The organism is Streptomyces liliifuscus, assembly GCF_016598615.1.
Classification (GTDB): Bacteria; Actinomycetota; Actinomycetes; order Streptomycetales; family Streptomycetaceae; genus Streptomyces; species Streptomyces liliifuscus.
The window spans coordinates 6,178,754-6,199,407 of record NZ_CP066831.1; the positions used below are offsets into that span (position 1 = coordinate 6,178,754).

At 70.7% G+C, this 20,654-nt stretch carries 20 protein-coding genes; 10 read left to right on the top strand and 10 right to left on the bottom strand.

Annotation, left to right across the window (positions count from 1 at the left end):
- Positions 1-39 precede the first annotated feature (39 nt).
- Together JEQ17_RS26505 and JEQ17_RS26510 are read right to left on the bottom strand one after the other, a co-directional pair.
- Positions 40-228, bottom strand: coding sequence for a hypothetical protein (locus JEQ17_RS26505; protein ID WP_200402118.1), 189 nt, complete (start codon positions 226-228; stop codon positions 40-42).
- Positions 228-1,013, bottom strand: a complete 786-nt coding sequence (locus tag JEQ17_RS26510) for an SDR family NAD(P)-dependent oxidoreductase (RefSeq protein WP_200397532.1) — start codon at positions 1,011-1,013, stop codon at positions 228-230. The genes JEQ17_RS26505 and JEQ17_RS26510 overlap by 1 nt, the downstream gene beginning before the upstream one ends.
- A 184-nt stretch (positions 1,014-1,197) precedes the next feature.
- On the opposite strand from JEQ17_RS26510, the gene JEQ17_RS26515 reads away from it, so the two are divergent.
- On the top strand, positions 1,198-1,638 hold the full coding sequence (locus JEQ17_RS26515) for an ester cyclase (protein ID WP_200397533.1): 441 nt from the start codon (positions 1,198-1,200) through the stop codon (positions 1,636-1,638).
- Positions 1,639-1,771: 133 nt separating this feature from the next.
- Entirely contained in the window at positions 1,772-2,239 is a 468-nt protein-coding gene (locus tag JEQ17_RS26520; RefSeq protein WP_200397534.1) for a hypothetical protein, read from the top strand.
- 181 nt (positions 2,240-2,420) lie between these two features.
- On the opposite strand, the gene JEQ17_RS26525 is transcribed toward JEQ17_RS26520, so the two are convergent.
- The gene (locus JEQ17_RS26525; RefSeq protein WP_200397535.1) at positions 2,421-3,272 is read right to left on the bottom strand and encodes a helix-turn-helix domain-containing protein; all 852 of its coding nucleotides are present in this window, start codon (positions 3,270-3,272) and stop codon (positions 2,421-2,423) included.
- A gap of 188 nt (positions 3,273-3,460) precedes the next feature.
- On the opposite strand from JEQ17_RS26525, the gene JEQ17_RS26530 reads away from it, so the two are divergent.
- Both JEQ17_RS26530 and JEQ17_RS26535 read left to right on the top strand, forming a co-directional pair.
- Positions 3,461-4,603 (top strand): LLM class flavin-dependent oxidoreductase, encoded by a 1,143-nt coding sequence (locus tag JEQ17_RS26530; RefSeq protein ID WP_200397536.1) that lies wholly within the window; start codon positions 3,461-3,463, stop codon positions 4,601-4,603.
- Complete coding sequence (locus JEQ17_RS26535; protein WP_200397537.1) at positions 4,600-5,241, top strand: FMN reductase; 642 nt, start codon at positions 4,600-4,602, stop codon at positions 5,239-5,241. The genes JEQ17_RS26530 and JEQ17_RS26535 overlap by 4 nt, the downstream gene beginning before the upstream one ends.
- Before the next feature lie 407 nt (positions 5,242-5,648).
- Here the strand turns inward: JEQ17_RS26535 and JEQ17_RS26540 are convergent, their stop codons facing one another.
- The gene (locus JEQ17_RS26540; protein ID WP_200401733.1) at positions 5,649-6,917 is read right to left on the bottom strand and encodes a glycosyltransferase family 4 protein; all 1,269 of its coding nucleotides are present in this window, start codon (positions 6,915-6,917) and stop codon (positions 5,649-5,651) included.
- Positions 6,918-7,108: 191 nt separating this feature from the next.
- Between JEQ17_RS26540 and JEQ17_RS26545 the strand changes: the two genes are divergently transcribed.
- Entirely contained in the window at positions 7,109-7,816 is a 708-nt protein-coding gene (locus tag JEQ17_RS26545) for a response regulator transcription factor (RefSeq protein ID WP_200397538.1), read from the top strand.
- Complete coding sequence (locus tag JEQ17_RS26550) at positions 7,817-9,295, top strand: HAMP domain-containing sensor histidine kinase (protein WP_200397539.1); 1,479 nt, start codon at positions 7,817-7,819, stop codon at positions 9,293-9,295.
- Between the two features lie 72 nt (positions 9,296-9,367).
- On the opposite strand, the gene ppk2 is transcribed toward JEQ17_RS26550, so the two are convergent.
- The 3 genes from ppk2 to JEQ17_RS26565 are packed head-to-tail and all read right to left on the bottom strand — an operon-like array spanning position 9,368 to position 11,719.
- The gene (ppk2, locus tag JEQ17_RS26555; protein WP_200397540.1) at positions 9,368-10,261 is read right to left on the bottom strand and encodes a polyphosphate kinase 2; all 894 of its coding nucleotides are present in this window, start codon (positions 10,259-10,261) and stop codon (positions 9,368-9,370) included.
- Positions 10,262-10,279: 18 nt separating this feature from the next.
- On the bottom strand, positions 10,280-10,513 hold the full coding sequence (locus JEQ17_RS26560; RefSeq protein ID WP_200397541.1) for a hypothetical protein: 234 nt from the start codon (positions 10,511-10,513) through the stop codon (positions 10,280-10,282).
- Positions 10,514-10,564: 51 nt separating this feature from the next.
- Positions 10,565-11,719 (bottom strand): inorganic phosphate transporter, encoded by a 1,155-nt coding sequence (locus JEQ17_RS26565; protein ID WP_200397542.1) that lies wholly within the window; start codon positions 11,717-11,719, stop codon positions 10,565-10,567.
- A 301-nt stretch (positions 11,720-12,020) separates the two neighbouring features.
- Between JEQ17_RS26565 and JEQ17_RS26570 the strand changes: the two genes are divergently transcribed.
- Both JEQ17_RS26570 and JEQ17_RS26575 read left to right on the top strand, forming a co-directional pair.
- Positions 12,021-12,818, top strand: coding sequence for an ABC transporter ATP-binding protein (locus JEQ17_RS26570; protein ID WP_383397249.1), 798 nt, complete (start codon positions 12,021-12,023; stop codon positions 12,816-12,818).
- Between the two features lie 5 nt (positions 12,819-12,823).
- A complete protein-coding gene (locus JEQ17_RS26575; RefSeq protein WP_200397543.1) occupies positions 12,824-14,134 on the top strand; it encodes an ABC transporter permease in 1,311 nt (436 codons plus the stop codon).
- 215 nt (positions 14,135-14,349) lie between these two features.
- On the opposite strand, the gene JEQ17_RS26580 is transcribed toward JEQ17_RS26575, so the two are convergent.
- The gene (locus JEQ17_RS26580) at positions 14,350-15,099 is read right to left on the bottom strand and encodes a transglutaminase domain-containing protein (protein ID WP_200397544.1); all 750 of its coding nucleotides are present in this window, start codon (positions 15,097-15,099) and stop codon (positions 14,350-14,352) included.
- A gap of 232 nt (positions 15,100-15,331) precedes the next feature.
- On the opposite strand from JEQ17_RS26580, the gene JEQ17_RS26585 reads away from it, so the two are divergent.
- The gene (locus JEQ17_RS26585) at positions 15,332-16,147 is read left to right on the top strand and encodes an SAM-dependent methyltransferase (protein WP_200397545.1); all 816 of its coding nucleotides are present in this window, start codon (positions 15,332-15,334) and stop codon (positions 16,145-16,147) included.
- Positions 16,148-16,247: 100 nt separating this feature from the next.
- Here JEQ17_RS26585 and JEQ17_RS26590 read toward each other — a convergent pair whose 3' ends face one another.
- A complete protein-coding gene (locus JEQ17_RS26590) occupies positions 16,248-17,744 on the bottom strand; it encodes an MFS transporter (protein WP_200397546.1) in 1,497 nt (498 codons plus the stop codon).
- 205 nt (positions 17,745-17,949) lie between these two features.
- Positions 17,950-18,975 carry an Lrp/AsnC family transcriptional regulator gene (locus JEQ17_RS26595; protein ID WP_200397547.1) on the bottom strand — a complete coding sequence of 342 codons (1,026 nt, stop codon included), beginning with the start codon at positions 18,973-18,975 and terminating at the stop codon, positions 17,950-17,952.
- A 115-nt stretch (positions 18,976-19,090) separates the two neighbouring features.
- Between JEQ17_RS26595 and JEQ17_RS26600 the strand changes: the two genes are divergently transcribed.
- Entirely contained in the window at positions 19,091-20,650 is a 1,560-nt protein-coding gene (locus tag JEQ17_RS26600) for an AbgT family transporter (protein WP_200397548.1), read from the top strand.
- Positions 20,651-20,654 lie beyond the last annotated feature (4 nt).

Sequence of the window (20,654 nt, forward strand, 5' to 3'; positions counted from 1 at the left end):
GGGCCCGGGCTGTTTCAGCCCGGGCCCCGTCGTCAATTCCTACTTCGCGTGTGTCACCGCGTAGATCATTACGAATGCCACGAGGTGGATGCCGAAGAGGAAGTAGGCGAGGTACCACCAGACGTAGCGTTCGTCCTTCTTTTCCTGGGCCAGGCGGCGTTGTTCCTGGTTCTGGGTGGGTGGGGACGTGGTGGGCTGTTGCTGGGCCGGGGGGTCGGCGTTCGGCACTACAGCTCCCTGTGGACCTTTGTGTTGGAGGCCTGGGCGCGGGGGCGGACGACCAGGAGGTCGATGTTGACGTGGGAGGGGCGGGTGACCGTCCACGTGATGGTGTCGGCGACGTCGTCGGCGGTCAGGGGCTCCGCCACTCCGGCGTAGACCTTCGAGGCCTTGTCCGTGTCGCCGCCGAAGCGGGTCAGGGCGAACTCGTCCGTCTTGACCATGCCGGGGGCGATCTCGATGACGCGGACCGGGGTGCCGACGATCTCCAGGCGGAGGGTCTCGGCCAGGACGTGCTCGCCGTGCTTGGCGGCCACATAGCCCGCGCCGCCCTCGTACGTGCCGTGTCCGGCGGTCGAGGAGACGACGACCACCGTGCCGTCGCCGCTCGCGGTCAGGGCGGGGAGGAGGGCCTGAGTGATGTTCAGGGTGCCGATGACGTTCGTCTCGTACATCTGGCGCCATTCGGCCGGGTCGCCGGACGCGACCGGGTCCGCCCCGAGCGCGCCGCCCGCGTTGTTGACGAGGACCCCGATCGTCCTGAAGGCGGTGGCGAACTCGTCGACGGCCGCGCGGTCCGTGATGTCCAGCGCGTACGCCGTCGCCTGGCCGCCCGCCGCGTCGATCTCCTCCGCGAGCGCCTCGATACGGTCCTTGCGGCGGGCCGTGAGGACGACGCGGTAGCCCGCGGCCGCCAGCTGCCTGGCCGTCGCGGCGCCGATTCCGCTGCTCGCGCCCGTGACGACGGCGATGCGGGAGGCGGCGGAGGGCGCGGCGGATGCGGCGGCGGTCATGGGCTGCTCCTCGGGGGAGGGGGCGGGCGCGGCCGTGGTGCGGGGCCGCCGCTCGCTCGTACGGTCGATTGCTTCACCGGCCAGGATAGGCGGGCGGGGTGTACGCCCGGTCGGTGACCTGATGCACAGGGACGGGGCCGGTGGGAAAATCGAGGTGGGTGATCCCCTGCTCAGGAGGTGGATCATGGGACAGGCACGTGACGTCATGGACCGGCTCACGGAGGCACTGACCACGAACCAGGATCTCAAGGTCATCGCCGAGCTCTACGCGGCGGACGCGGTCGCCTTCACGCCCGACGAGGGAGAGATCCACGGGCGCGACAACATCGTCGAGTACTGGCGGCACATGACCGAGGCGGTCCCGGAGGCGACGTTCGAGACGGTGTACTCGTACGAGATCGGCGACACCGCCGTCGACGAGGGGTTCTTCAGCGGTAGGAACACGGGGCCGCTGGTGCTGCCCTCCGGGGAGTCGCTGCCGGCCACGCAGAAGGAGATCAGGGTCCGCGGAGTCGACTTCGCGACCGTCGACGCGGACGGCCGGATCGCCAGCTACCGGCTCTACTTCGACCAGATGGACTTCCTCGGACAGCTGGGGCTGCTGCCCGAAGAACTGCCGGCCTGAGTCCTCCGTCCCGGCCCCTCCCGACCGCCCTCTCACCTGATGGGCGGCGCCTGTCGTGCGGCCCAGGTGGCATACATCCGTTGACGTACGAGGTCGTACTGATACCGACGGGTCGACGCGGAGGACATGACACATGCGGATTCTTTGTGGGCTGGGTGCGGCTGTCGTCGTGGCTGTGGCCTCTCCCGCTGCCACGGCGGCGCCGGCGGCCGTGGCGCCCGAGGCCGATCTCGCCTATCACGGGCATCTGTCGATGACCGGCGGACGTGTGGACCTGCGGATGACCCCGCAGAACCACGGTCCGTCCGGCGTCGCGGAGGCGACCGTACGGCTGCGGTGGTCGGTGCCGCTCGCGGACGAGCAGGGGCTGCCGGCCGGGTGCGCGCGGACCGAGGTGCGGACGGTGATGTGCCGTACCGGGGCGCTGCCTGCTGACGGGTGGGGGGAGACGCTCACCATGGCCGTACGGCTGAGGGGGGCGCCCTCGGAGGTGACGCTGGGCATCGACACGGTGTGGGGCGGCGGTGCGGTGGATCGCAATCATCACAACGACCGGCAGGAGGTGCTGGTGCTGGACACCGGGGACACGTATGTCTTCTAGCGTTTTCTCTGGGCGGCGCTCGTGTGCTGGGTGGCCCTCGCACCGCGTACTGGGTGGTGACGGTCGGGGGGCGGTTGTGGGTCGGGTGCGGGTGGGTGGGGGCTGGTCGCGCAGTTCCCCGCGCCCCTGAAGGGGCTCACGGCGCCCGCGTGCTTGAAGGGGCCCGAGTCCCCGCATCCCCTCAGTGGTTGCTCTGGGCGTATGCCGTTGGGGGTACGCCCACTGTTGTTGTGAAGTCCCGGATCAGGTGGGCCTGGTCCGCGTAGCCGAGGTCTGCCGCGAGGGTGGCCCAGTCGGTGGACGGGGTGGACTCGGCGTGCTCCAGGGCCTCGTGGATGCGGTAGCGGAGGATGATCCACTTGGGACCCACGCCGACGTAGGTGGAGAAGAGGCGCTGCATCGCTCGTACCGTCATGCCCTGGGCGTGGGCGAAGTCGGCGACGCGGCGGATCGTGCGGTCGGTGCGGATCAGCTCGACCAGGGCCGTCGCCCGGTCGGCGCGGGGATCGGGGGCCGGGGCCAGGCCGAGCAGGAACGTGTCGAGCGCGGCCACTCGGTCCGTCTCGTCGGGCGGGGTGAGCACGGAGTCGAGGTTGTTTCGGGCGGCGGGGAGTACCTCCGTCAGGGGCAGGCGTCTGCCCGTCCAGTCGGACACCGGGTGCCGCGGTGCAAAGGGGTGGAAGGCGCCGGGCCGGAACTTGATGCCGCACACCCGGCCCCGCCCCTCCAGCTTCTGTGTGAAGAGCCCGAGCTGGATGCCCGCGAACTCGACGAAGGGGTCCTGGCCCTCGAACTGCTGGAAGACGATGTGGACCGCGGGGTGCGGGACCACATGGGAGACGTACGGCTCGGACAGGTCCCAGTCGATCAGCCAGTAGTGCTCCACGTGACGACGGAGGGGCTCGGCGGGCTCGGGGCGCCGGAAGTCCACACGCGCGAGGAACTCCGCGGGGTCGACGATGCCTCTGGTGTCGCGCTCGGTGTCGCGGTCGCGGTCGGCGTCACGGTTTGTGTCACGGCGTGGGGCGGCCATATCGGGATGGTAGGACGGGGCACTGACAACGGCCCGGGCGTGCGCAGGGAGCCCCGGCCCCACCGCGGCCCAGGCCCCTGCCCCGGCCCCGGGGTGTCCGAGGTACCGGAGGCTGGGAATAGCTCCGCGAGGGTCATCGTTGGCGGGTATAGTTGAATCGTAAACAACCTGCGGAGGATGAGGCAGCCATGCAGTTCGGGATCTTCAGCGTCGGTGACGTCACGCCGGACCCCACCACGGGTCGTGCGCCGTCCGAGCACGAGCGGATCAAGGCCATGGTCGCCATCGCGCAGAAGGCCGAGGAGGTCGGGCTCGACGTCTTCGCGACCGGTGAGCACCACAACCCGCCGTTCGTGCCGTCGTCGCCGACCACCATGCTCGGCTGGATCGCCGCGCGCACCGAGAACCTCATCCTCTCCACCTCCACCACCCTCATCACCACCAATGACCCGGTGAAGATCGCCGAGGACTTCGCGATGCTCCAGCATCTGGCGGACGGGCGCGTGGACCTGATGATGGGGCGCGGCAACACCGGCCCGGTCTATCCCTGGTTCGGGCAGGACATCCGGCAGGGCATCAACCTCGCCGTCGAGAACTACGCGCTGCTGTACCGGCTGTGGCGCGAGGACGTCGTCGACTGGGAGGGCAAGTTCCGTTCGCCGCTGCAGTCGTTCACGTCGACGCCCCGGCCGTTGGACGGCGTGCCGCCGTTCGTCTGGCACGGTTCGATCCGCTCGCCGGAGATCGCCGAGCAGGCCGCCTATTACGGCGACGGGTTCTTCCACAACAACATCTTCTGGCCGGCCGATCACACCAAGCGGATGGTCGAGCTGTACCGGTCGCGGTACGCGCACTACGGGCACGGCACGGCGGAGCAGGCGATCGTCGGGCTCGGCGGGCAGGTGTTCATGCGCCGGAACTCGCAGGACGCGGTTCGGGAGTTCCGGCCGTACTTCGACAACGCGCCGGTGTACGGGCACGGGCCGTCGCTGGAGGACTTCACCGAGCAGACTCCGCTGACGGTCGGCTCGCCGGAGCAGGTGATCGAGAAGACGCTGGGCTTCCGGGAGTACGCGGGTGACTACCAGCGTCAGTTGTTCCTCGTGGACCATGCCGGGCTGCCGCTGAAGTCCGTGCTGGAGCAGATCGACATGCTGGGTGAGGAGGTCGTGCCCGTGCTGCGCGAGGAGTTCGCCAAGCGGCGGCCGGCGGGGGTGCCGGAGGCGCCGACGCATGCGGCGCGGGTCGCCACCGCGGCAGCGGCCGACTCCCGCTCCGGCTCCGGTGCGGGTGCCGGTGCCGGTGTCGACAAGGAGGGGGCCTCGTCATGAAGCTGGTCGTCGTTTCGGCGGGGCTGAGTGTTCCGTCGTCCACGCGGTTGCTGGGGGACCGGCTGGCCAACGCGACCGTCGAGCGCGCCTCGGCGGACGTCCAGGTGGTGGAGCTGCGTGACCTCGCGGTCGAGATCGCGCACAACTTCACCACCGGCTTTCCGGGGCCCGCGCTGGGTGCCGCCCTGGACGCGGTGGCGTCGGCGGACGGGCTGATCGTCGTCACGCCGGTGTTCTCCGCCTCGTACAGCGGTCTGTTCAAGTCCTTCTTCGACGTGCTGGACCCGGACGCGCTGACCGGGAAGCCCGTGCTGGTCGCGGCGACCGGGGGGTCGGCTCGTCATTCGCTGGTCCTGGAGCATGCGTTGCGGCCGCTGTTCGCGTATCTGCGGGCTGTGGTCGTGCCGACCGGGGTGTACGCGGCTTCTGAGGACTGGGGGGCCGAGGGGCTCGTTGAGCGGATCGATCGGGCCGCTGGGGAGTTGGCGGGGCTGATGACCGGGCTGTCGGCGGGGCGGGCTGCGTCGGCGTCTGGGTCTGTGTCTGTGCCGACGCAGGGTGGGGCGGAACTCGTGCGTGGGGGTGGCTTCGAGGTGGTCCCCTTCGAGCAGCAGCTCGCCGCTCTGCGACCCGATTAGCGAGTAGGGCCCGCGGTGTTGCCGCCGCACCGGCCGGCCGGGGGTGCTGGGGGCGTCCTCCGGCCGGCCGGGCGGGTTTGTGGGGTACCCCGGGATTTCTTCGGGGATCTCCGGCTGTGTTCTGGCTGCGGGCCGGTGAGGGCTGGTCGCGCAGTTCCCCGCGCCCCTGAAGGGGCGCCCATGTACGGAGTGCCCCCCACGGGCCGCCCGCCGTGCGAAAGCGGGCGGCCCGGGGCACTGGCCCGGGAAGCCGAGCGGGCCGGTGCGGGGCCGGGTGGTCCTGGGGGACTGGGAACCCGTGTGGGCCGCCCGGCGTACTGGGTGTGACGCCCTCGTCCGGCGTCTGTGTGCGCGACGACCGACCCCTGGGTCGCTTCAGTCGTGCTCGGAGGGTGGGCCCCCGGGCGTCACGGGCCCGTGGGTCTTGGGCTGTTGATGGGCGGTCGGGCCGTCGGGGTGCGGCGGCGGAGGCGGTGGGTCTGGCGGCGGGCCCAGCCCGCGGCGCGGACTCGGGTTCGGGTCCAGGCGCGGCGGGTGCGGGTTGCCTTGAGTTCGGTGAACAGGGACTCGTAGCGGTCGACGATCGGGGCGGCGTCGTACCGGTGGGAGCTTTGCAGGGCCGCCTCGCCCATTGCCCGGCGCAGGGGTTCGTCCGTGATCAGGTCGAGCATCGCCTCGGCGAGGGAGCGGGCGTCGCCCACGGGCGTCAGACGGCCGTCGACGCCGTTCGTGATGATCTCGGCGGGGCCCAGTGGGCAGTCCGTGCTGATCACCGGCACCCCGCAGCGCATCGCCTCGACCAGGGTCATCCCGAACGACTCGGCGTCCGAGGCCGAGACCACCATCGCCGATTTGGCGAACTCCGCCTCGATCGGCGTACGCGGACCCATCAGGCGGGCGTGCCCGGCCAGGCCCAGGCCGTCGATCAGGTGCTGGAGGTGTTCGCGCTCGGGGCCGCCGCCGAAGATCCGCAGCTGCCAGTCGGGTTCCTTCGAGGCGACCGCGGAGAAGGCCTCGATCAGCAGGTCGAAGCGTTTGCCGCGGACCAGGCGGCCCGCCGCGGTGATCACCTTCGTTGTCCCGTCCCGGGTGAGGCCCTCCGGCGCCGGCACCATGTTCGGCACCGCGGCGACCCGTACGCCGGGCAGCGGCATCCGCCGCCGGTACACATCCGCGTCCGCCTCCGTTGTCGTCACCACCGCGTCCAGCGAGCGGTAGGCGCGGGCCAGTACACCCCGCAGCCGCTTGCTGTGCGAGTCGTGCCGCAGATGCTCCTGGCCGATCCGCAGGGCCCGGCGCGGCGCGAAGAGGGAGACGTAGACGTTGATGCCGGGACGCGTGCCGATCACCACGTCCGCGTCGCAGTGCGCCAGATAGTCGCGGGCGCGCAGGTCGGTGAGCCGGGTGTACTGCTCGTAGCGCTTGTCGGAGGCGGGGAAGTCGACGGCCGGCCGGGCGTAGGACGGGTCCGTGAGGTCCCGGCTGCCGTCCCGTTCGTCCACCAGCGGAACCACCGTGATCCGCGGGTCGACGGTGAACCTCGGCTCGTCCCGGTGCCGCCTCATCGACACGATCTCCACGTCGTGCCGCCCGGCGAGCGCCGCCGCGAGGTTGAGCGTGGTGCGGACGGTCCCCCCGATGGCGTACGCGTTGTGCAGAAGGAACACGATCCTCATGCGTTCGGTGGTCTCCCTACGTTTCATGCGGTGCGCTGCCTCCCCGTCGCGGCGCTCGCCCCCGGCATCGGGGACACAGTGGCGGGGCGAGGTAAGCCACTGGTCCCGGCAGGGTGAGAGCCGGGTAAGAGGCCCGGCCGTACCCCTCTCCAGCAGGTAGTACGTACCGCGGGGCTTGGCAGACTGGTCCCGTGCCCCAGAATCTGCTGCTCGCCGAGGACGACCGCGCGATCCGCCATGCCCTGGAGCGGGCCCTGACCCTGGAGGGATACGCGGTCACGGCGGTCGCCGACGGCGTCGAGGCGCTCGCGCAGGCCCACCGCACCCCACCCGACGTGCTCGTTCTCGATGTGATGATGCCGGGCATCGACGGCCTCCAGGTCTGTCGCGTCCTGCGTGCAGAGGGCAACCGCACCCCCATCCTCATGCTCACCGCACTCGTCGAGACCGCAGACCGCATCGCCGGTCTGGACGCCGGCGCCGACGACTACGTGGTAAAGCCGTTCGACGTCGAGGAGGTCTTCGCCCGGCTCCGGGCCCTGCTCCGGCGTACGGGCGCCCCCGTCGACGTACCCAGTGAACCGCCGCGCATGCCCGACGGCCAGATCGCCGCGGCGGGTCTGCGCATCGATCCGCAGGCGCGCCGCGTGTGGCGGGGCCCGCACGAGGTCGAGCTCACCCGGACCGAGTTCGACCTGCTGGAACTGCTCGTCCGCAACGCGGGCATCGTCCTCGACCACACCACCATCTACGACCGCATCTGGGGCTACGACTTCGGGCCCGGCTCCAAGAACCTCGCCGTGTACGTCGGCTATCTGCGGCGCAAGCTCGACGAGCCGGGCGTGCCCTCCCTGATCCACACGGTGCGCGGTGTGGGGTATGTGCTGAGGGAGGACTGAGTGCGCTCCCGCGGCGCGCGCCTGAGGCGGTTGGTGGCGCGGGCCCGGCTGTCCTCGCTGCGCACCACCTTCACGGTGTCGTTCGCGGCGGTGGCGGCGGCCGTCACCGTCCTGGTCGGGTTCCTGTCGTACGACGCCGCCGCCCGGCTCGTACGCGTCGACCAGCAGACCGTGTTCGAGGGTGTCGTGCAGGATCTGCTCGACGAGGTGCGCCACAGCGCGCTGACCCCCGCCGACTTCGCCACCGCCGACACCGACGGCGGTCCGCGCGACGAACTGATCAGGCCCAGCGGCACCGTCGTACAGGTGCTCGGGCCGGACGCGTCGGTCGTCGACCGGGGTCATCCGCCGCTGCCCGTCGGCGCCGACGACAGGCGGACCGCGGCCGCGCGGACGGCCGGCCGGCTGGTGGAACACCGTGACGTCGACGTCGGCGACGGCATGTACCGGGTGGCCACCGTCTCGCTCGGCGACGGGCGGGGCGCGGTGCAGATCGCGCAGGAGTTCAGCGACACCGAGGACCTGTTGCGCGAACTCCAGCAGCGGACCGTGCTGCTGGTGGCCGCCGTCGTGATCGCGGCCGGTCTCTTCGGCTGGTGGCTGGCCCGGCGCATCACCTCGCGGCTCGTCCGGCTCGCCGGGGCCGCGGAGGACGTGGCCCGCACCGGGCGGCTCGGCATCCAGGTGCCGGTCGCCGGGTACGACGAGGTGGCGCGGCTCGGCCGTTCCTTCGACCGCATGCTGGGGCGCCTCGCGCAGTCCGAGGAGGACCAGCGGCGCCTCGTCCAGGACGCGGGCCATGAACTCCGTACGCCCCTGACGTCGTTGCGCACCAACATCTCGATGCTCCGCAGGATCGACGAGCTCCCGCCCGCCGTCCGCGGGGAACTGGTCGCCGACCTCGCCCAGGAGTCCCGCGAACTCACCGACCTGGTCAACGAGTTGGTGGACCTCGCGGCCGGACAGTCGGACCGGGAGCCGCTCCAGTGGGTGGCCCTCGCCGACATCGCCGAGGACGTGGCGGTGGCGGCGCGGCGGCGGACGGGCCGGGCCGTCTCGGTGCGGGTGTCCGGCGAGACGGTGGTCGACGGCCGGCCCGGCGCGCTGCAGCGGGCGCTGTCCAACCTCGTGGACAACGCGGCGAAGTTCGACCGGGGCGGGAGCGAGCCGATCGACATCGTGGTGACGGGGGCGGGGACGCCGGTGGAGCCGGGCGCCGGGGCCGGGGCACGGGCCGCGGTCCGCGTCGAGGTGCTCGACCGCGGGCCCGGTATCGCCGAGGAGGACCTGGAGCGGGTCTTCGACCGCTTCTACCGCGCGCCGGACGCCCGGAGCCTGCCCGGCTCCGGGCTCGGACTGTCGATCGTCCGCGAGGTGGCGACCGCCCACGGCGGGGGCCCGTTCGCCCGGCGCCGGGAGGGCGGGGGGTCGGCGATCGGGTTCACGGTGGGCGGCGGCGACAGGAGCAGCGGGGGCTGAGGCGTCCCCGTACGGCTTCGGGCCGTCGGCCGCCCCTGCGAGAGTCCGGCCGAGAGCTGCTCCGCGAGCCCCCTACCAGCCCTCCTTCAGTTCGTCGTCCTCGCCCGCCTCCAGCAGGGTCGCCGCCGCGCCGACTATCCGGGGGTCCGGCTTGCCGACCACCTCGTGGTCCTTGCCCGTGTAGTCGAAGCGGGCCAGCACACTGCGCATGGCCTCCACGCGGGCTCGCTTCTTGTCGTTGCTCTTGACCACGGTCCACGGGGCCTGCTCGGTGTCCGTCTCGCGGAACATGGAGACCTTGGCGGCGGTGTAGTCGTCCCAGAGGTCGAGTGACGCGAGGTCCATGGGGCTGAGCTTCCACTGCCGTACGGGGTCGACCTGCCGGATCGTGAACCGGGTGCGCTGCTCGCCCTGCGACACCGAGAACCAGAACTTCACCAGGTCCACGCCGTCGTCGACGAGCATCCGCTCGAACGCGGGCGCCTGCCGCATGAAGCGCCGGTACTCGTCGCCCGTGCAGAAGCCCATCACCCGCTCCACACCGGCCCGGTTGTACCAGGACCGGTCGAAGAGCACGATCTCCCCGGCCGTCGGCAGATGCTCGACGTACCGCTGGAAGTACCACTGTCCGCGCTCGCGCTCCGTCGGCTTCTCCAGGGCCACCACCCGGGCACCACGCGGGTTGAGATGCTCGGTGAAGCGCTTGATCGTGCCGCCCTTGCCGGCCGCGTCCCGCCCCTCGAAGACGACGACGAGCCGGCGCCCGGTCTCCTTGATCCAGCTCTGCAGCTTCAGCAGCTCGATCTGCTGCAGCCGCTTGTGCCAGTCGTATTCACCGCGCTCCATGCGCTGTTCGTACGGGTAGTTCTCGCGCCAGGTGTCCACCGCGCTGCCGTCGGGGCGGATCAGCACCGGGTCGTCGTGGTCGGTGTAGTCGACGCGCATGTCACTCAGCAGTTCGGTCATCTCTACTCCCCGGGAGGATCAGTGGAACTGCGGCACGATCAGATAGATCCCGTACGCCACCACGGCCGCGCACGCGAGGAAACACAGCCCGGCCACGCCGAGCCCCACCGGGTCGGTGCCGCCGTCGCCCTCCCGCGCGGTCTCCGCGCGGGCCAGGCCCAGTACGCCGAGGGCGAAGACGACGACTACTCCGACCGTGACTCCGGTACTCACCGCGGCGACCTCGCCGAGGGCGCTCCAGTCCAGCTGCATCGTTCGTACTCTCCTTGCTCTCCCGGCTCTTCCCGGTCTCCGTGACGCGGCTCAGGCGGCGGTGCCGACCCCTGCCGGTGCCGTGCTGCGGACGCTGACCTCGTGGGTCGCGTTGACATTGGACGCGTGCACCGGGTTGCGGCGCGACATGACCACGATGAAGGTGGCGACGGCGAGCGCGAGGAGTGCGATTACCACGATGCCGAAGTTCCCGCCGTGCGTCACCACGCTCGCGGAGAGACCGCCGACCAGCGCGGCGGCGGGAAGCGTCACCAGCCACGCCACCACCATCCGCCCCGCCGTGCCCCACCGCACCTCGGCGAGACGCCTGCCCAGCCCGGCCCCGAGGATGCCGCCGGAGCACACCTGCGTGGTCGACAGCGCGAAACCGAGGTGCGCGGAGGTCAGGATCACCGTCGTGGAGGCGGCCTCCGCGGCGAAGCCCTGCGGCGACTGGATGTCGGTCAGGCCCTTGCCCATCGTCCGGATGATCCGCCAGCCGCCGAGATACGTACCGAGGCCGATCGCGAGTCCGGCCGACGCGATCACCCACAGGGGCGGCCCGGCGTCGTGGCCGAGCGCCCCGGCCGAGATCAGCGTGAGCGTGATGACGCCCATCGTCTTCTGCGCGTCGTTCGTGCCGTGCGCGAGCGAGACCAGCGACGCCGAGGCGATCTGCCCGAGCCGGAAGCCCTTCGTCACCGTCTTCTCCCGGGCCCGTGAGGTGATCCGGTACGCGAGGTACGTCGCGATGAGCGCGGCCACACCGGCGATCAACGGCGAGGCGACCGCCGGGAGCAGCACCTTCTCGACGACCTTGTCGAAGTGCACACCGTGCTCGCCTGCGCCCACCCACACGGCTCCGATGAGCCCGCCGAACAGCGCGTGCGACGAGCTCGACGGCAGCCCGAGCAGCCAGGTCGCCAGGTTCCACAGGATCGCGCCGACCAGCCCCGCGAAGATCATTCCCGGGGTCACCAGGGTGTCGTCCACGATCCCCCCGGAGATCGTCTTCGCGACCTCGGTGGACAGGAACGCACCGCCGACGTTCAGTACGCCGCTGATCAGGACCGCCGTTCTGGGCCGCAGCGCGCCGGTGGCGATGGAGGTCGCCATCGCGTTCGCCGTGTCGTGGAAGCCGTTGGTGAAGTCGAAGGCGAGGGCCGTGACGATGACGACGGCCACAAGGAACGTGATGTGGTCCATGCCGTCGATGCAAGCAAGTGGAGGCGTACGGGCGGCGAAGCGGAGGCAAAGGGTACGCATGCGTGTGGTCATGCCCCCCACAAGTCCGCTGTTCCGGGCGGTGCGGAGCCCGGAATCGCCTCCAGGACCGGGGTTTGCCCACGGCCGGAGCGGGTTTTCCCTCCCGGACAGGTGTCGCTGAGTACACCCCCCGATACGGGTTCTGCGCCCAATGTGCCTGCCCCGTCTTCTCCGTAGCGTCTTTGGCGGGGCACAGGAAGTGCCCGGACAGCGGGGCACGGACGGTGCCCGACGGAGGCTGATGACGATGTTTCGCCGAACCGATCGACGCAACCAGGACCACGGCACGGGCCCCGCCGCCGAGGCACTGCGGCTGGTGAAGGTCACCAAGACCTACGGGGGCGCGGAGAACGCGGTGACCGCCCTGGACGGAGTGACGCTCGCCCTGCCGCGCGGCACGTTCACCGCGGTGATGGGGCCCTCGGGCTCCGGCAAGTCCACGCTGCTGCAGTGCGCGGCCGGACTCGACCGGCCCGACAGCGGCATCGTCCTGGTCGACGGAGCCGAGATGACCGGCGGCACCGAGGCCGAGCTGACGAAGTTCCGGCGCAACCGGATCGGCTTCATCTTCCAGCAGTACAACCTGCTGGACACCCTCACCGTCGCGCAGAACACGATCCTGCCGCTCAAGCTCGCCCGCCGCCGCGTGAACCGGGCCCGGGTGGAGGAGATCCTCACCGCCGTCGGCCTCGGCGACCGCCTCGGCCACCGGCCCGACCAGCTCTCCGGCGGCCAGCGCCAGCGCGTCGCCATCGCCCGCGCCCTGATCACCGAGCCGAGCGTGATCTTCGCCGACGAACCGACCGGCGCCCTGGACACCCGCAGCGCGCGGGACATCCTGCGGCTGCTCCAGGAGACGGTCCGGGTCCACGGCCGTACGGTCGTCATGGTGACCCACGATCCGGTGGCGGCCTCGTACGCCGACTCGGTGATGTTCCTCGCGGACGGCCGGCTCGCCGGTGAGATGCACCGGCCGACCGTGGACGCGGTGGCCGAGGCCCTCGCGCACCTCGGCGACGACGTGATGGCGGGGGTGTGACCGTCATGCTCGCTCTGGCCATGCGTTCCATCCGGCAGCGCCCCGGGCGCTTCGCCGCGACGCTGCTGTCCGCCTTCCTGGGCGCGGCGATCATCATGGCGTTCAACTCGATGCACGACACGGCGGGCGCGAAGGGCGTCGACTCCACGAGCGCGGAGACCCTCTCCACCTCGGCGGGCGTCGTCGGCGGCTACGGCACCCTCCTGGTGTTCTTCGCCGTAGCTTCCACCCTGACGGTGAACGTCCGTCAGCGCTCCGCCGAGATCGAGCTGTTGCGCTGCTCCGGCGCGACCCCCGCACAGATCAAGCGGATGGTCGTGGGAGAGTCGGTGGCCGTCGCCCTGGTGGGCGCGCTGCTCGCGATCGGCCCCGCGATGCTCGGCGGACGGCTGCTGCTGGACCTCTTCAAGGACAGCGGGCAGGTCGCCGAGTCCGTCGACTACTCCTTCGGGAACGTCGCGCTGCTCTCGGGCATCGACATCACGGTCCTCGCGGCGGCTGGCGCTGCGTTCCTCGCGGTGCGCCGGGCCACCCGGAAGACCGGGCCCCGCGGCAGGGGACGGAACTTCTTCGTCCGCGCCGCCCTGGTCCTCGGCGCCTTGTCGGTCTGCTCCACCTTCGCGTTCTCCTCGACCGACGCCGCGCTGATGGCACCGGCCGCGTACGGCGCGATCCTGCTCGCGGTCGGCTTCGCGCTGCTCTCGCCGAAGCTGCTGAGGGCCCTGCTCGACCGGCTTCCGGCGACGGGCCCGAGCGGCTATCTCGCCGTACGCACCATGCGCGAGCGGGCCGCGCAGCTGTCCGGGGTCCTCATGCCGTTGATCCTCTTCACCGCCATGGCGACGGCGACCCTCTACATGCAGGCCGTCGAGAACGACGCCATCAACGCCTCCGGAGTGCCGAAGTCCATCGACGCCAAGAACCTCGAAACCCTCAACCTCGTGGTCGTCGGCATCATCGTGGTCTTCTCCTGCATCATGCTGATCAACTCCCTGTACGCGGCGACGACGTACCGGCGCCGGGAGTTCGGCCAGCAGCGGCTGGCGGGGGCGACCCCGGGTCAGGTCCTCGGCATGATCGGCATCGAGTCCCTGGTCCTCACGGTGACGGGTGTCTTCTTCGGTACGGCGGCCGGGCTCGCGGGGATCATCCCCTTCACGATGGTCCGCACGGACGCTGTCCTCCCGGAGGGAGGACTGGGCATCTGGTTCGGGATCGTGGGGGTCGCGGCGGCGGCGGTGCTTGTGACCAGCCTGACGACGGCCCGCAGGGCGCTGCGGACGCCGGCCGTCGGCGCGGTTTCGCTGGTCGCTTGAACCTCGGCGTGTTCGGCGGGTACGGGCACGTGTGCGGGTGCGTGGGGGCTGGTCGCGCAGTTCCCCGCGCCCCTGAAGACAAAGGCCGGGGCTGCGCCCCGGCCTTTGTCTCTTTTTTTGGGGGGGCGGTAGCCCTTGCCTTTAAGGGGCGCGGGGAACTGCGCGACCAGCCCCCACCGGCCCGCACCCGACAAACCACATGCCCACCGCAACGTTCAGGAGCCCGCGCTCCACCTACCCAGCACCGGCTCCGCCACAGTCCGCGCCGCGAAGCACAAAGTCTGACCGTGTTGAACGAAGAGCGCATCGCGCGAGTCGAAGTGCCCGAGGTCCGACTGGACCTGGGCCGACAGATCGCAGCCCCCACCAACGGCGCCGCAGGCCGTCGCGCCGCCCCACTCGACGGTCGTGCGGGCCACGGCGTCGAAGAGGGTCTCGCCGCCCCGGTTGGTGAACGCGCCGTCGCCGTCGGCCTTCCCGAACAGCTCGCCGATCGGCACCCAGGCGCCCTCCAGCCGGAACTCCGGCCAGGCCAGCAGCACCTGCTTGGGCACGAGCGGCTTCAGCCGGGGGAACCGCGGATACCAGAAGGCCCCGTCGACGAGCAGGCCCTGTACCCGCGTGCGGATGCCCACGGCACGGGCGACCGCCTCAAGGACCGCCATCCGCTGACTGCACGAACCGCGTCCCAGCCGCAGAGTCGTCGAGACCCGCCGCCGGTCCTCCACGGAGTACACCGGCCGGATCTCCCGCGCGATGATCCCGTGCGCCACGCGCAGTGTCTCGGATGCGGAGGCCCGCCCCCGGACCCGGTTCACCAGGGCCGTGACACTCGGATCGTTCCAGTCCAGGATCTCGGTGGCCCGCGTAGAACCCCGTACCTCCGGTGGCCGGGCCACCCGCCGTACGTCCGACCGTGCCGCCCGTCCGGCGCTCCGGTACGGCATCAGCAACCGGCTGGTCATGGTCGCCACCCCCGCTTCTCTCCACGACTTCCGCCATCATCACACGCCCTTGCCGGCCGGCCCGGAGCGGTGGCACACGGCCGTGCGACCGCCCTGCGGTCGCCGCGATATCAGGGTCGGCGTGCGAAGTGCGAAAAGCCGTACGTATCTTGGTGGTTGGACCTTGATCGGTGAATCTTGAACCTTATGTTTGTGCGTGTCCGTACACGCCTTGGATGAGAAGACGGTGCCCATGACCGACCACGAGAGCTCGACCGGCCCGGCGGCGAGGCAGAGAATCGACACCTCCGTGCCGCACTCGGCGCGGATCTGGAACTACTGGCTGGGTGGCAAGGACAACTACCCCGTCGACGAGGCGGCCGGCGACGCGTACACCGCCGTCTTCCCCGGCATCGTGACCATCGCCCGCAGCAGCCGCGCCTTCCTCGGCCGCAGCATCCGTCATCTGGTGGAGGAGGCGGGCGTCCGACAGTTCCTGGACGTCGGTACGGGCCTGCCGACCGTGGACAACACCCACGAGGTCGCCCAGCGCATCGCGCCGGAGTCCAGGATCGTCTACGTCGACAACGACCCGCTGGTCCTCGCCCACGCGCGCGTCCTGCTGACCTCCTCGAAGGAGGGGGCCACCGACTACGTGGACTCCAGCCTCTACGAGCCGGACCTCATCCTGGCGGAGGCCGCCCGGACCCTGGACCTCTCGCGCCCGACCGCCCTGATCCTCAGCGGCATCCTCGGCCATGTCGCGGACTACGACCGGGCCCGCACCCTTGTACGCGCCCTCGTGGACGGCCTCCCGTCGGGCAGCTATCTGTGCATCAACGACGGTTCCCGCGGCACCGACCCGGCGTACGAGGCGGCCCAGGACGGCTACAACGAGACCGGCGCCGTCCCGTACTTCCTCCGTCCCGTCTCCCAGATCGAGGCGTTCTTCGAGGGCCTCGAACTCGTCGAGCCCGGCGTCGTCTCGGTCCCGCTGTGGCACCCGGAGAAGACGGACCCGGCCCCGACACCGATCGGCCAGCACGGGGGACTGGGCCGCAAGCCCTGACCCGACGACAGCCCGGACACCCAAGCACTCAGGTGGCCGTCTCCCACGGGAGGCGGCCACCTGAGTGCGTACAGGGCGTGCGTACGGGGCGCGAGGGGCGTTACGACTTCACCCCGGCGACCTCCGTGACCTCGGACCGACCGTCGCCCGTGTCCCCGGTGGGGGAGACGGCCTGCGCGGCGGTCCGCTGGCGCGGCAGGAAGGCGGCGAGGACCAGCGCCAGGAGCGCCGCACCGGCACCGATGGCCATGACCACCTTGAAGCCGTTCTCGGAGGGCAGGGCGAACGAGCCGAAGTCCGTGGTCATCTGCGCCAGTACGACACCGGCGACGGCGCTCGCGAACGACGTACCGATGGACCGCATCAGGGTGTTGAGGCTGTTGGCGGCGGCCGTCTCGGACGCGGGCACGGCGCCCATGATCAGCGCGGGCATCGCGCCGTAGGCGAAGCCGACACCGGCGCCGATGATGCAGGACACCAGGATGAGGTGCCAGACCTCGGACATCAGCAGGATGCTCAGGCCGTAGCCGGCGGCGACGATGACGGCACCCGTCATCAAGGTGATCTTCGGCCCCTTGGTCTTGGTGATCGCGGCGGAGACCGGTGCCATCGCCATCATCACCAGACCCTGCGGGGCCAGCACCAGGCCGACGGTCATCATGGACTTGCCGAGGCCGTAGCCGGTCTGCTCGGGCAGCTGGAGCAGCTGCGGCAGCACCAGCGACATCGCGAACATCGAGAAGCCGAACGCGATCGAGGCGAGGTTGGTGAACAGCACCTGCCGGCGGGCGGTGGTGCGCAGATCCACCAGCGGCTGGGACGTACGCAGTTCGTAGAAGCCCCATGCCACCAGCACCACGGCCGCGACGGCGAACAGGCCGAGCGTCGTGCCGCTGCCCCAGCCCCAGTCGGCGCCCTTGGAGATGGCCAGCAGCAGCGAGACCAGCGCGGCCGACAGACCGAGGGAGCCGACCAGGTCGAAGCGTCCGCCCGTACGCACCTTCGACTCGGGCACGATCGTCAGCACGAGCGCGAAGGCGACGGCACCGAGCACCGCGGAGACCCAGAACAGCACGTGCCAGTCGTAGTTGTCGGCGATGAACGCGGCGGAGGGCAGACCCAGCGCGCCGCCCACACCCAGCGAGGCGCTCATCATCGCGGTGGACCCGGCGAGCCGCTCGGAGGGCAGTACGTCACGCATGATGCTGATGCCGAGCGGGACGACACCGGCCGCCAGACCCTGCAGCGCCCGGCCGACGATCATCGGGACCAGTGAGTCGCTGAACGCGGCCACCACCGAGCCGCTGACCAGCAGGACGATGCTGACCAGCAGCATCCGCCGCTTGCCGAACATGTCGCCCAGGCGCCCGACGACCGGGGTCGCGACGGCTGCGGCCAGCAGGGTGGCGGTCACCGCCCAGGCGGCGTTCGACGCCGAGGCGTCCAGGTACTTCGGCAGCTCCGGGACGATCGGGATCACCAGGGTCTGCATCAGCGAGACGACGATTCCGGCGAAGGCCAGGACCGCCACCACGGCGTTCGACCTCGGCCGGGCGGAATCCCCGGCCTCGGCGGATCGGACAAGGGCGTCGGACATCGTGCTGCCTCCGTCGGAAGGGACAGTGGATTTGCTTGACTTACTCAACGATAGGCAAGATTGATTGACTTACGCAAGTGGATTCGGTCGACGGTGCCGCAAAGGCAGGGCAAAAAAGGGGGGAAGGGGGCTGTGCCAGGTGCTGTCCGGCGCTGTCCAGGGCTGTCCGGTGCCCGGTGTTGTCCAGTGCTGCCCGGCGCCCGCCTCAGAGCAGCGTCGGTGCGTGGAACGTGCCGAGCCCCGAGGTCAGGTCGCGGTCCAGCCAGTAGCGGCGCGGTTCGGCGAGCATGACGTCGACGCTGACGCCGAGGATGCCGGGGATCCGGGCGAGTTCGTTGTCGATGAAGAGCGCCAGGGCGGAGCGGTCGGTGACCAGGCCGGTGGCGAGGACCGACATGTCGCTGGCCACGTGGGCGGCGAGCCGGGTCTGGGGGAGCCGGTCGATGCGGCGCATGACGTCGGGCGTCTCGCCGGGTGCGATGCGCAGGCGGAGCACGAACGGGGTCTGGAAGCCCAGCCATTCCGACACGATCTCCAGGCGCGGCTGGACCCATCGCTCGTCGAGGACCCGGCGCACGACCCGGTGCGCGGTGGAGGTGGCCAGGCCCGCGGCCCGGCCGATGCTCGCGGCGGAGGCCCGGCTGTCCTGGAGCAGCTGGGCGACGACGGTGCGTTCGGCCTCGCTGAGGGGCTTGGCTGGGGGTGTCGCGGTCGCGGTGCCCTCGACGCGGGTGCCGGTGAGTTCGAGCAGGCCGGCCCGCTCGGTGTCGGTGAGGAACTGCGGGTCCCACGTGATGCCCCGGCGCAGCGTGCTGAGCGCGGGCAGGGCCTTGACGCGGCGGACGCCGGGCACGGAGAACATCCGGTCGATCGCCGCGCTGGTGGCCGCATCGGAGGGGGCGTGCACGACGGCGTAGAGCGGGTGGTCGCCGGAGATCTGTGCCAGGAGCTGGAGGTGGGGCAGGTTGCGGAGGCGGTCGAGGACGGCCAGGGGGGTGTCGCCGGTGATGTCCAGGAAGACGTGGACCGGCATGGCCGTGGAGTGCATGCCCCAGTCGGCCTGTCCGATCACGCGGACCATCCGGGCCTCGTGCAGCCGGTCGTAGCGGCGCTTCAGCGTGCCGGCGTCGGCGGACAGGACCGCGCCGATGTCGTCCCAGGTGGCCCGGGGTGCCAGATGCAGTGCCCCGATGAGGCGCCGGTCGAGCTCGTCGAGGAGAGGACGGGTCATAGCGCCCCACCTTAGACTGCCGATTAATCCCACCGTTACATCAAGGGTCTAGAGAATCTCTCATCTGAATGCCATTGTTCGCGGGAACATCCCTCAAATGCGCGAAGAGGTACCGATGAGTGCCACCTCTGCCCAGCCACAGCCACAGCCGACCGAGCCGCGGTCGAGAGCCCTGCGTGCCGCGTTCCGGAGTTTCGCGGCGATCGAGAAGGTCGGGAACAGACTTCCCAACCCGTTCTGGCTGTTCTGGATCCTCGCGGGGGTCGTCGCCGTCCTCAGTGCCGTGCTGGCGGCGATCGGTGTCAGCGCCGTGCACCCCGGCACGCACGAGACCATCGACGTGCAGAACCTGCTCAGCAGGGCCGGCCTCACCATGGCCGTCGAGGGTGCCGTCGAGAACTTCGCGGCCTTCCCACCGCTGGCCACCATCCTCACCGTGATGTTCGGCATCGCCGTCGCCGAGCGGAGCGGACTGTTCTCCGCCCTGCTGCGCCGCATGGTCGCGCGGGTGCCGGGCAGGTACCTGACCTTCGCGCTGTCGATGACGGCCATGGTCAGCCATGTCGCCGGTGACGCCGCCTACGTCACCCTCATCCCGCTCGGCGCCCTGGTCTTCCGTGCCGCGGGCCGCAGCCCCGTGCTCGGCTGCGTCGTCGCGTACGTCTCGATCGCCGCCGGCTACGACGCCTCACCGTCGCTCACCACCACCGATGTACTGCTGTCCGGGATCTCCACGGCCGCCGCCCACACCATCGACGCGGAGTACGTCGTCACCCCGGTGGCCAACTACTTCTTCGGGCTGGGCTCCTCGGTCCTGGTGGCCCTGGTGATCACCCTCGTCGTCGACAAGGTCCTCGCCCGCCGCTCGGACCTGGAGCCCGACGATCCGGTCACCGAACTGAACGCCGACGAACTGGAGGCGATCGAGGTCACCGGACAGCAGCGCCGCGCGCTGCGCGTGACCGGGCTGGTCGCCCTCGGCTTCGTCGCGTTCCTGGCGGTGGCCATGATCCCCGCCTCCTCACCGCTGCGCGGCGAGGGCGGCGGCATCGTCGAATCCCCGCTGATCGGCGGGATGGCGCTCGTCCTCGGTGTGTTCTTCGCCGTGCTCGGCACGGTCTACGGCCGGATGACGGGGAGTTTCTCCGCGGCCGGCGACATCATCACCGCGATGGTCGACGGCACCCGTTCGATGGCGCCGATCCTCGTCCTGTTCTTCGCGATCTCCCAGTTCCTCGCCTACTTCAAGTGGACGAACATCGGCAACATCCTCGCCGTCAAGGGCGCGGAGCTGCTGCGCGAACTGGACATGCACGGCTGGACCGTACTGGTCGGCATCGCCGTGCTGATCACGTTCATGAACCTCGTCATCACCAGCGGCTCCGCGCTGTGGGCGCTGGCCGCCCCCGTCCTCGTACCCATGCTGATGCTCGTCGGCATCGAGCCCGAGACCACCCAGGCCGTCTACCGCGTCGCCGACTCGGTCACCAACTGCGTCACCCCGATGAGCCCGTACTTCGTGATGGCCCTGGGCTTCGTCCAGCAGTACCGCAGGTCCGCGGGCATCGGCACGCTGGCCTCCTTCACGATCCCGATCGCCGCCGTCGTCTGGGTCGTCTGGGTCGCGTTCTTCGTGGCCTGGTACCTGCTGGGCATCCCCTTCGGCGTCGGCTGACCCC

Coding starts and splice junctions, on each gene's coding strand:
- JEQ17_RS26580 (WP_200397544.1), bottom strand. CDS start 15,099: ATGACCAGCCGGTTGCTGATGCCGTACCGGAGCGCCGGACGGGCGGCA.
- JEQ17_RS26535 (WP_200397537.1), top strand. CDS start 4,600: ATGAAGCTGGTCGTCGTTTCGGCGGGGCTGAGTGTTCCGTCGTCCACG.
- JEQ17_RS26570 (WP_383397249.1), top strand. CDS start 12,021: ATGACGATGTTTCGCCGAACCGATCGACGCAACCAGGACCACGGCACG.
- JEQ17_RS26600 (WP_200397548.1), top strand. CDS start 19,091: ATGAGTGCCACCTCTGCCCAGCCACAGCCACAGCCGACCGAGCCGCGG.
- JEQ17_RS26565 (WP_200397542.1), bottom strand. CDS start 11,719: ATGGACCACATCACGTTCCTTGTGGCCGTCGTCATCGTCACGGCCCTC.
- JEQ17_RS26510 (WP_200397532.1), bottom strand. CDS start 1,013: ATGACCGCCGCCGCATCCGCCGCGCCCTCCGCCGCCTCCCGCATCGCC.
- ppk2 (WP_200397540.1), bottom strand. CDS start 10,261: ATGACCGAACTGCTGAGTGACATGCGCGTCGACTACACCGACCACGAC.
- JEQ17_RS26585 (WP_200397545.1), top strand. CDS start 15,332: ATGACCGACCACGAGAGCTCGACCGGCCCGGCGGCGAGGCAGAGAATC.
- JEQ17_RS26540 (WP_200401733.1), bottom strand. CDS start 6,917: ATGAGGATCGTGTTCCTTCTGCACAACGCGTACGCCATCGGGGGGACC.
- JEQ17_RS26515 (WP_200397533.1), top strand. CDS start 1,198: ATGGGACAGGCACGTGACGTCATGGACCGGCTCACGGAGGCACTGACC.
- JEQ17_RS26560 (WP_200397541.1), bottom strand. CDS start 10,513: ATGCAGCTGGACTGGAGCGCCCTCGGCGAGGTCGCCGCGGTGAGTACC.
- JEQ17_RS26525 (WP_200397535.1), bottom strand. CDS start 3,272: ATGGCCGCCCCACGCCGTGACACAAACCGTGACGCCGACCGCGACCGC.
- JEQ17_RS26595 (WP_200397547.1), bottom strand. CDS start 18,975: ATGACCCGTCCTCTCCTCGACGAGCTCGACCGGCGCCTCATCGGGGCA.
- JEQ17_RS26520 (WP_200397534.1), top strand. CDS start 1,772: ATGCGGATTCTTTGTGGGCTGGGTGCGGCTGTCGTCGTGGCTGTGGCC.
- JEQ17_RS26530 (WP_200397536.1), top strand. CDS start 3,461: ATGCAGTTCGGGATCTTCAGCGTCGGTGACGTCACGCCGGACCCCACC.
- JEQ17_RS26575 (WP_200397543.1), top strand. CDS start 12,824: ATGCTCGCTCTGGCCATGCGTTCCATCCGGCAGCGCCCCGGGCGCTTC.
- JEQ17_RS26590 (WP_200397546.1), bottom strand. CDS start 17,744: ATGTCCGACGCCCTTGTCCGATCCGCCGAGGCCGGGGATTCCGCCCGG.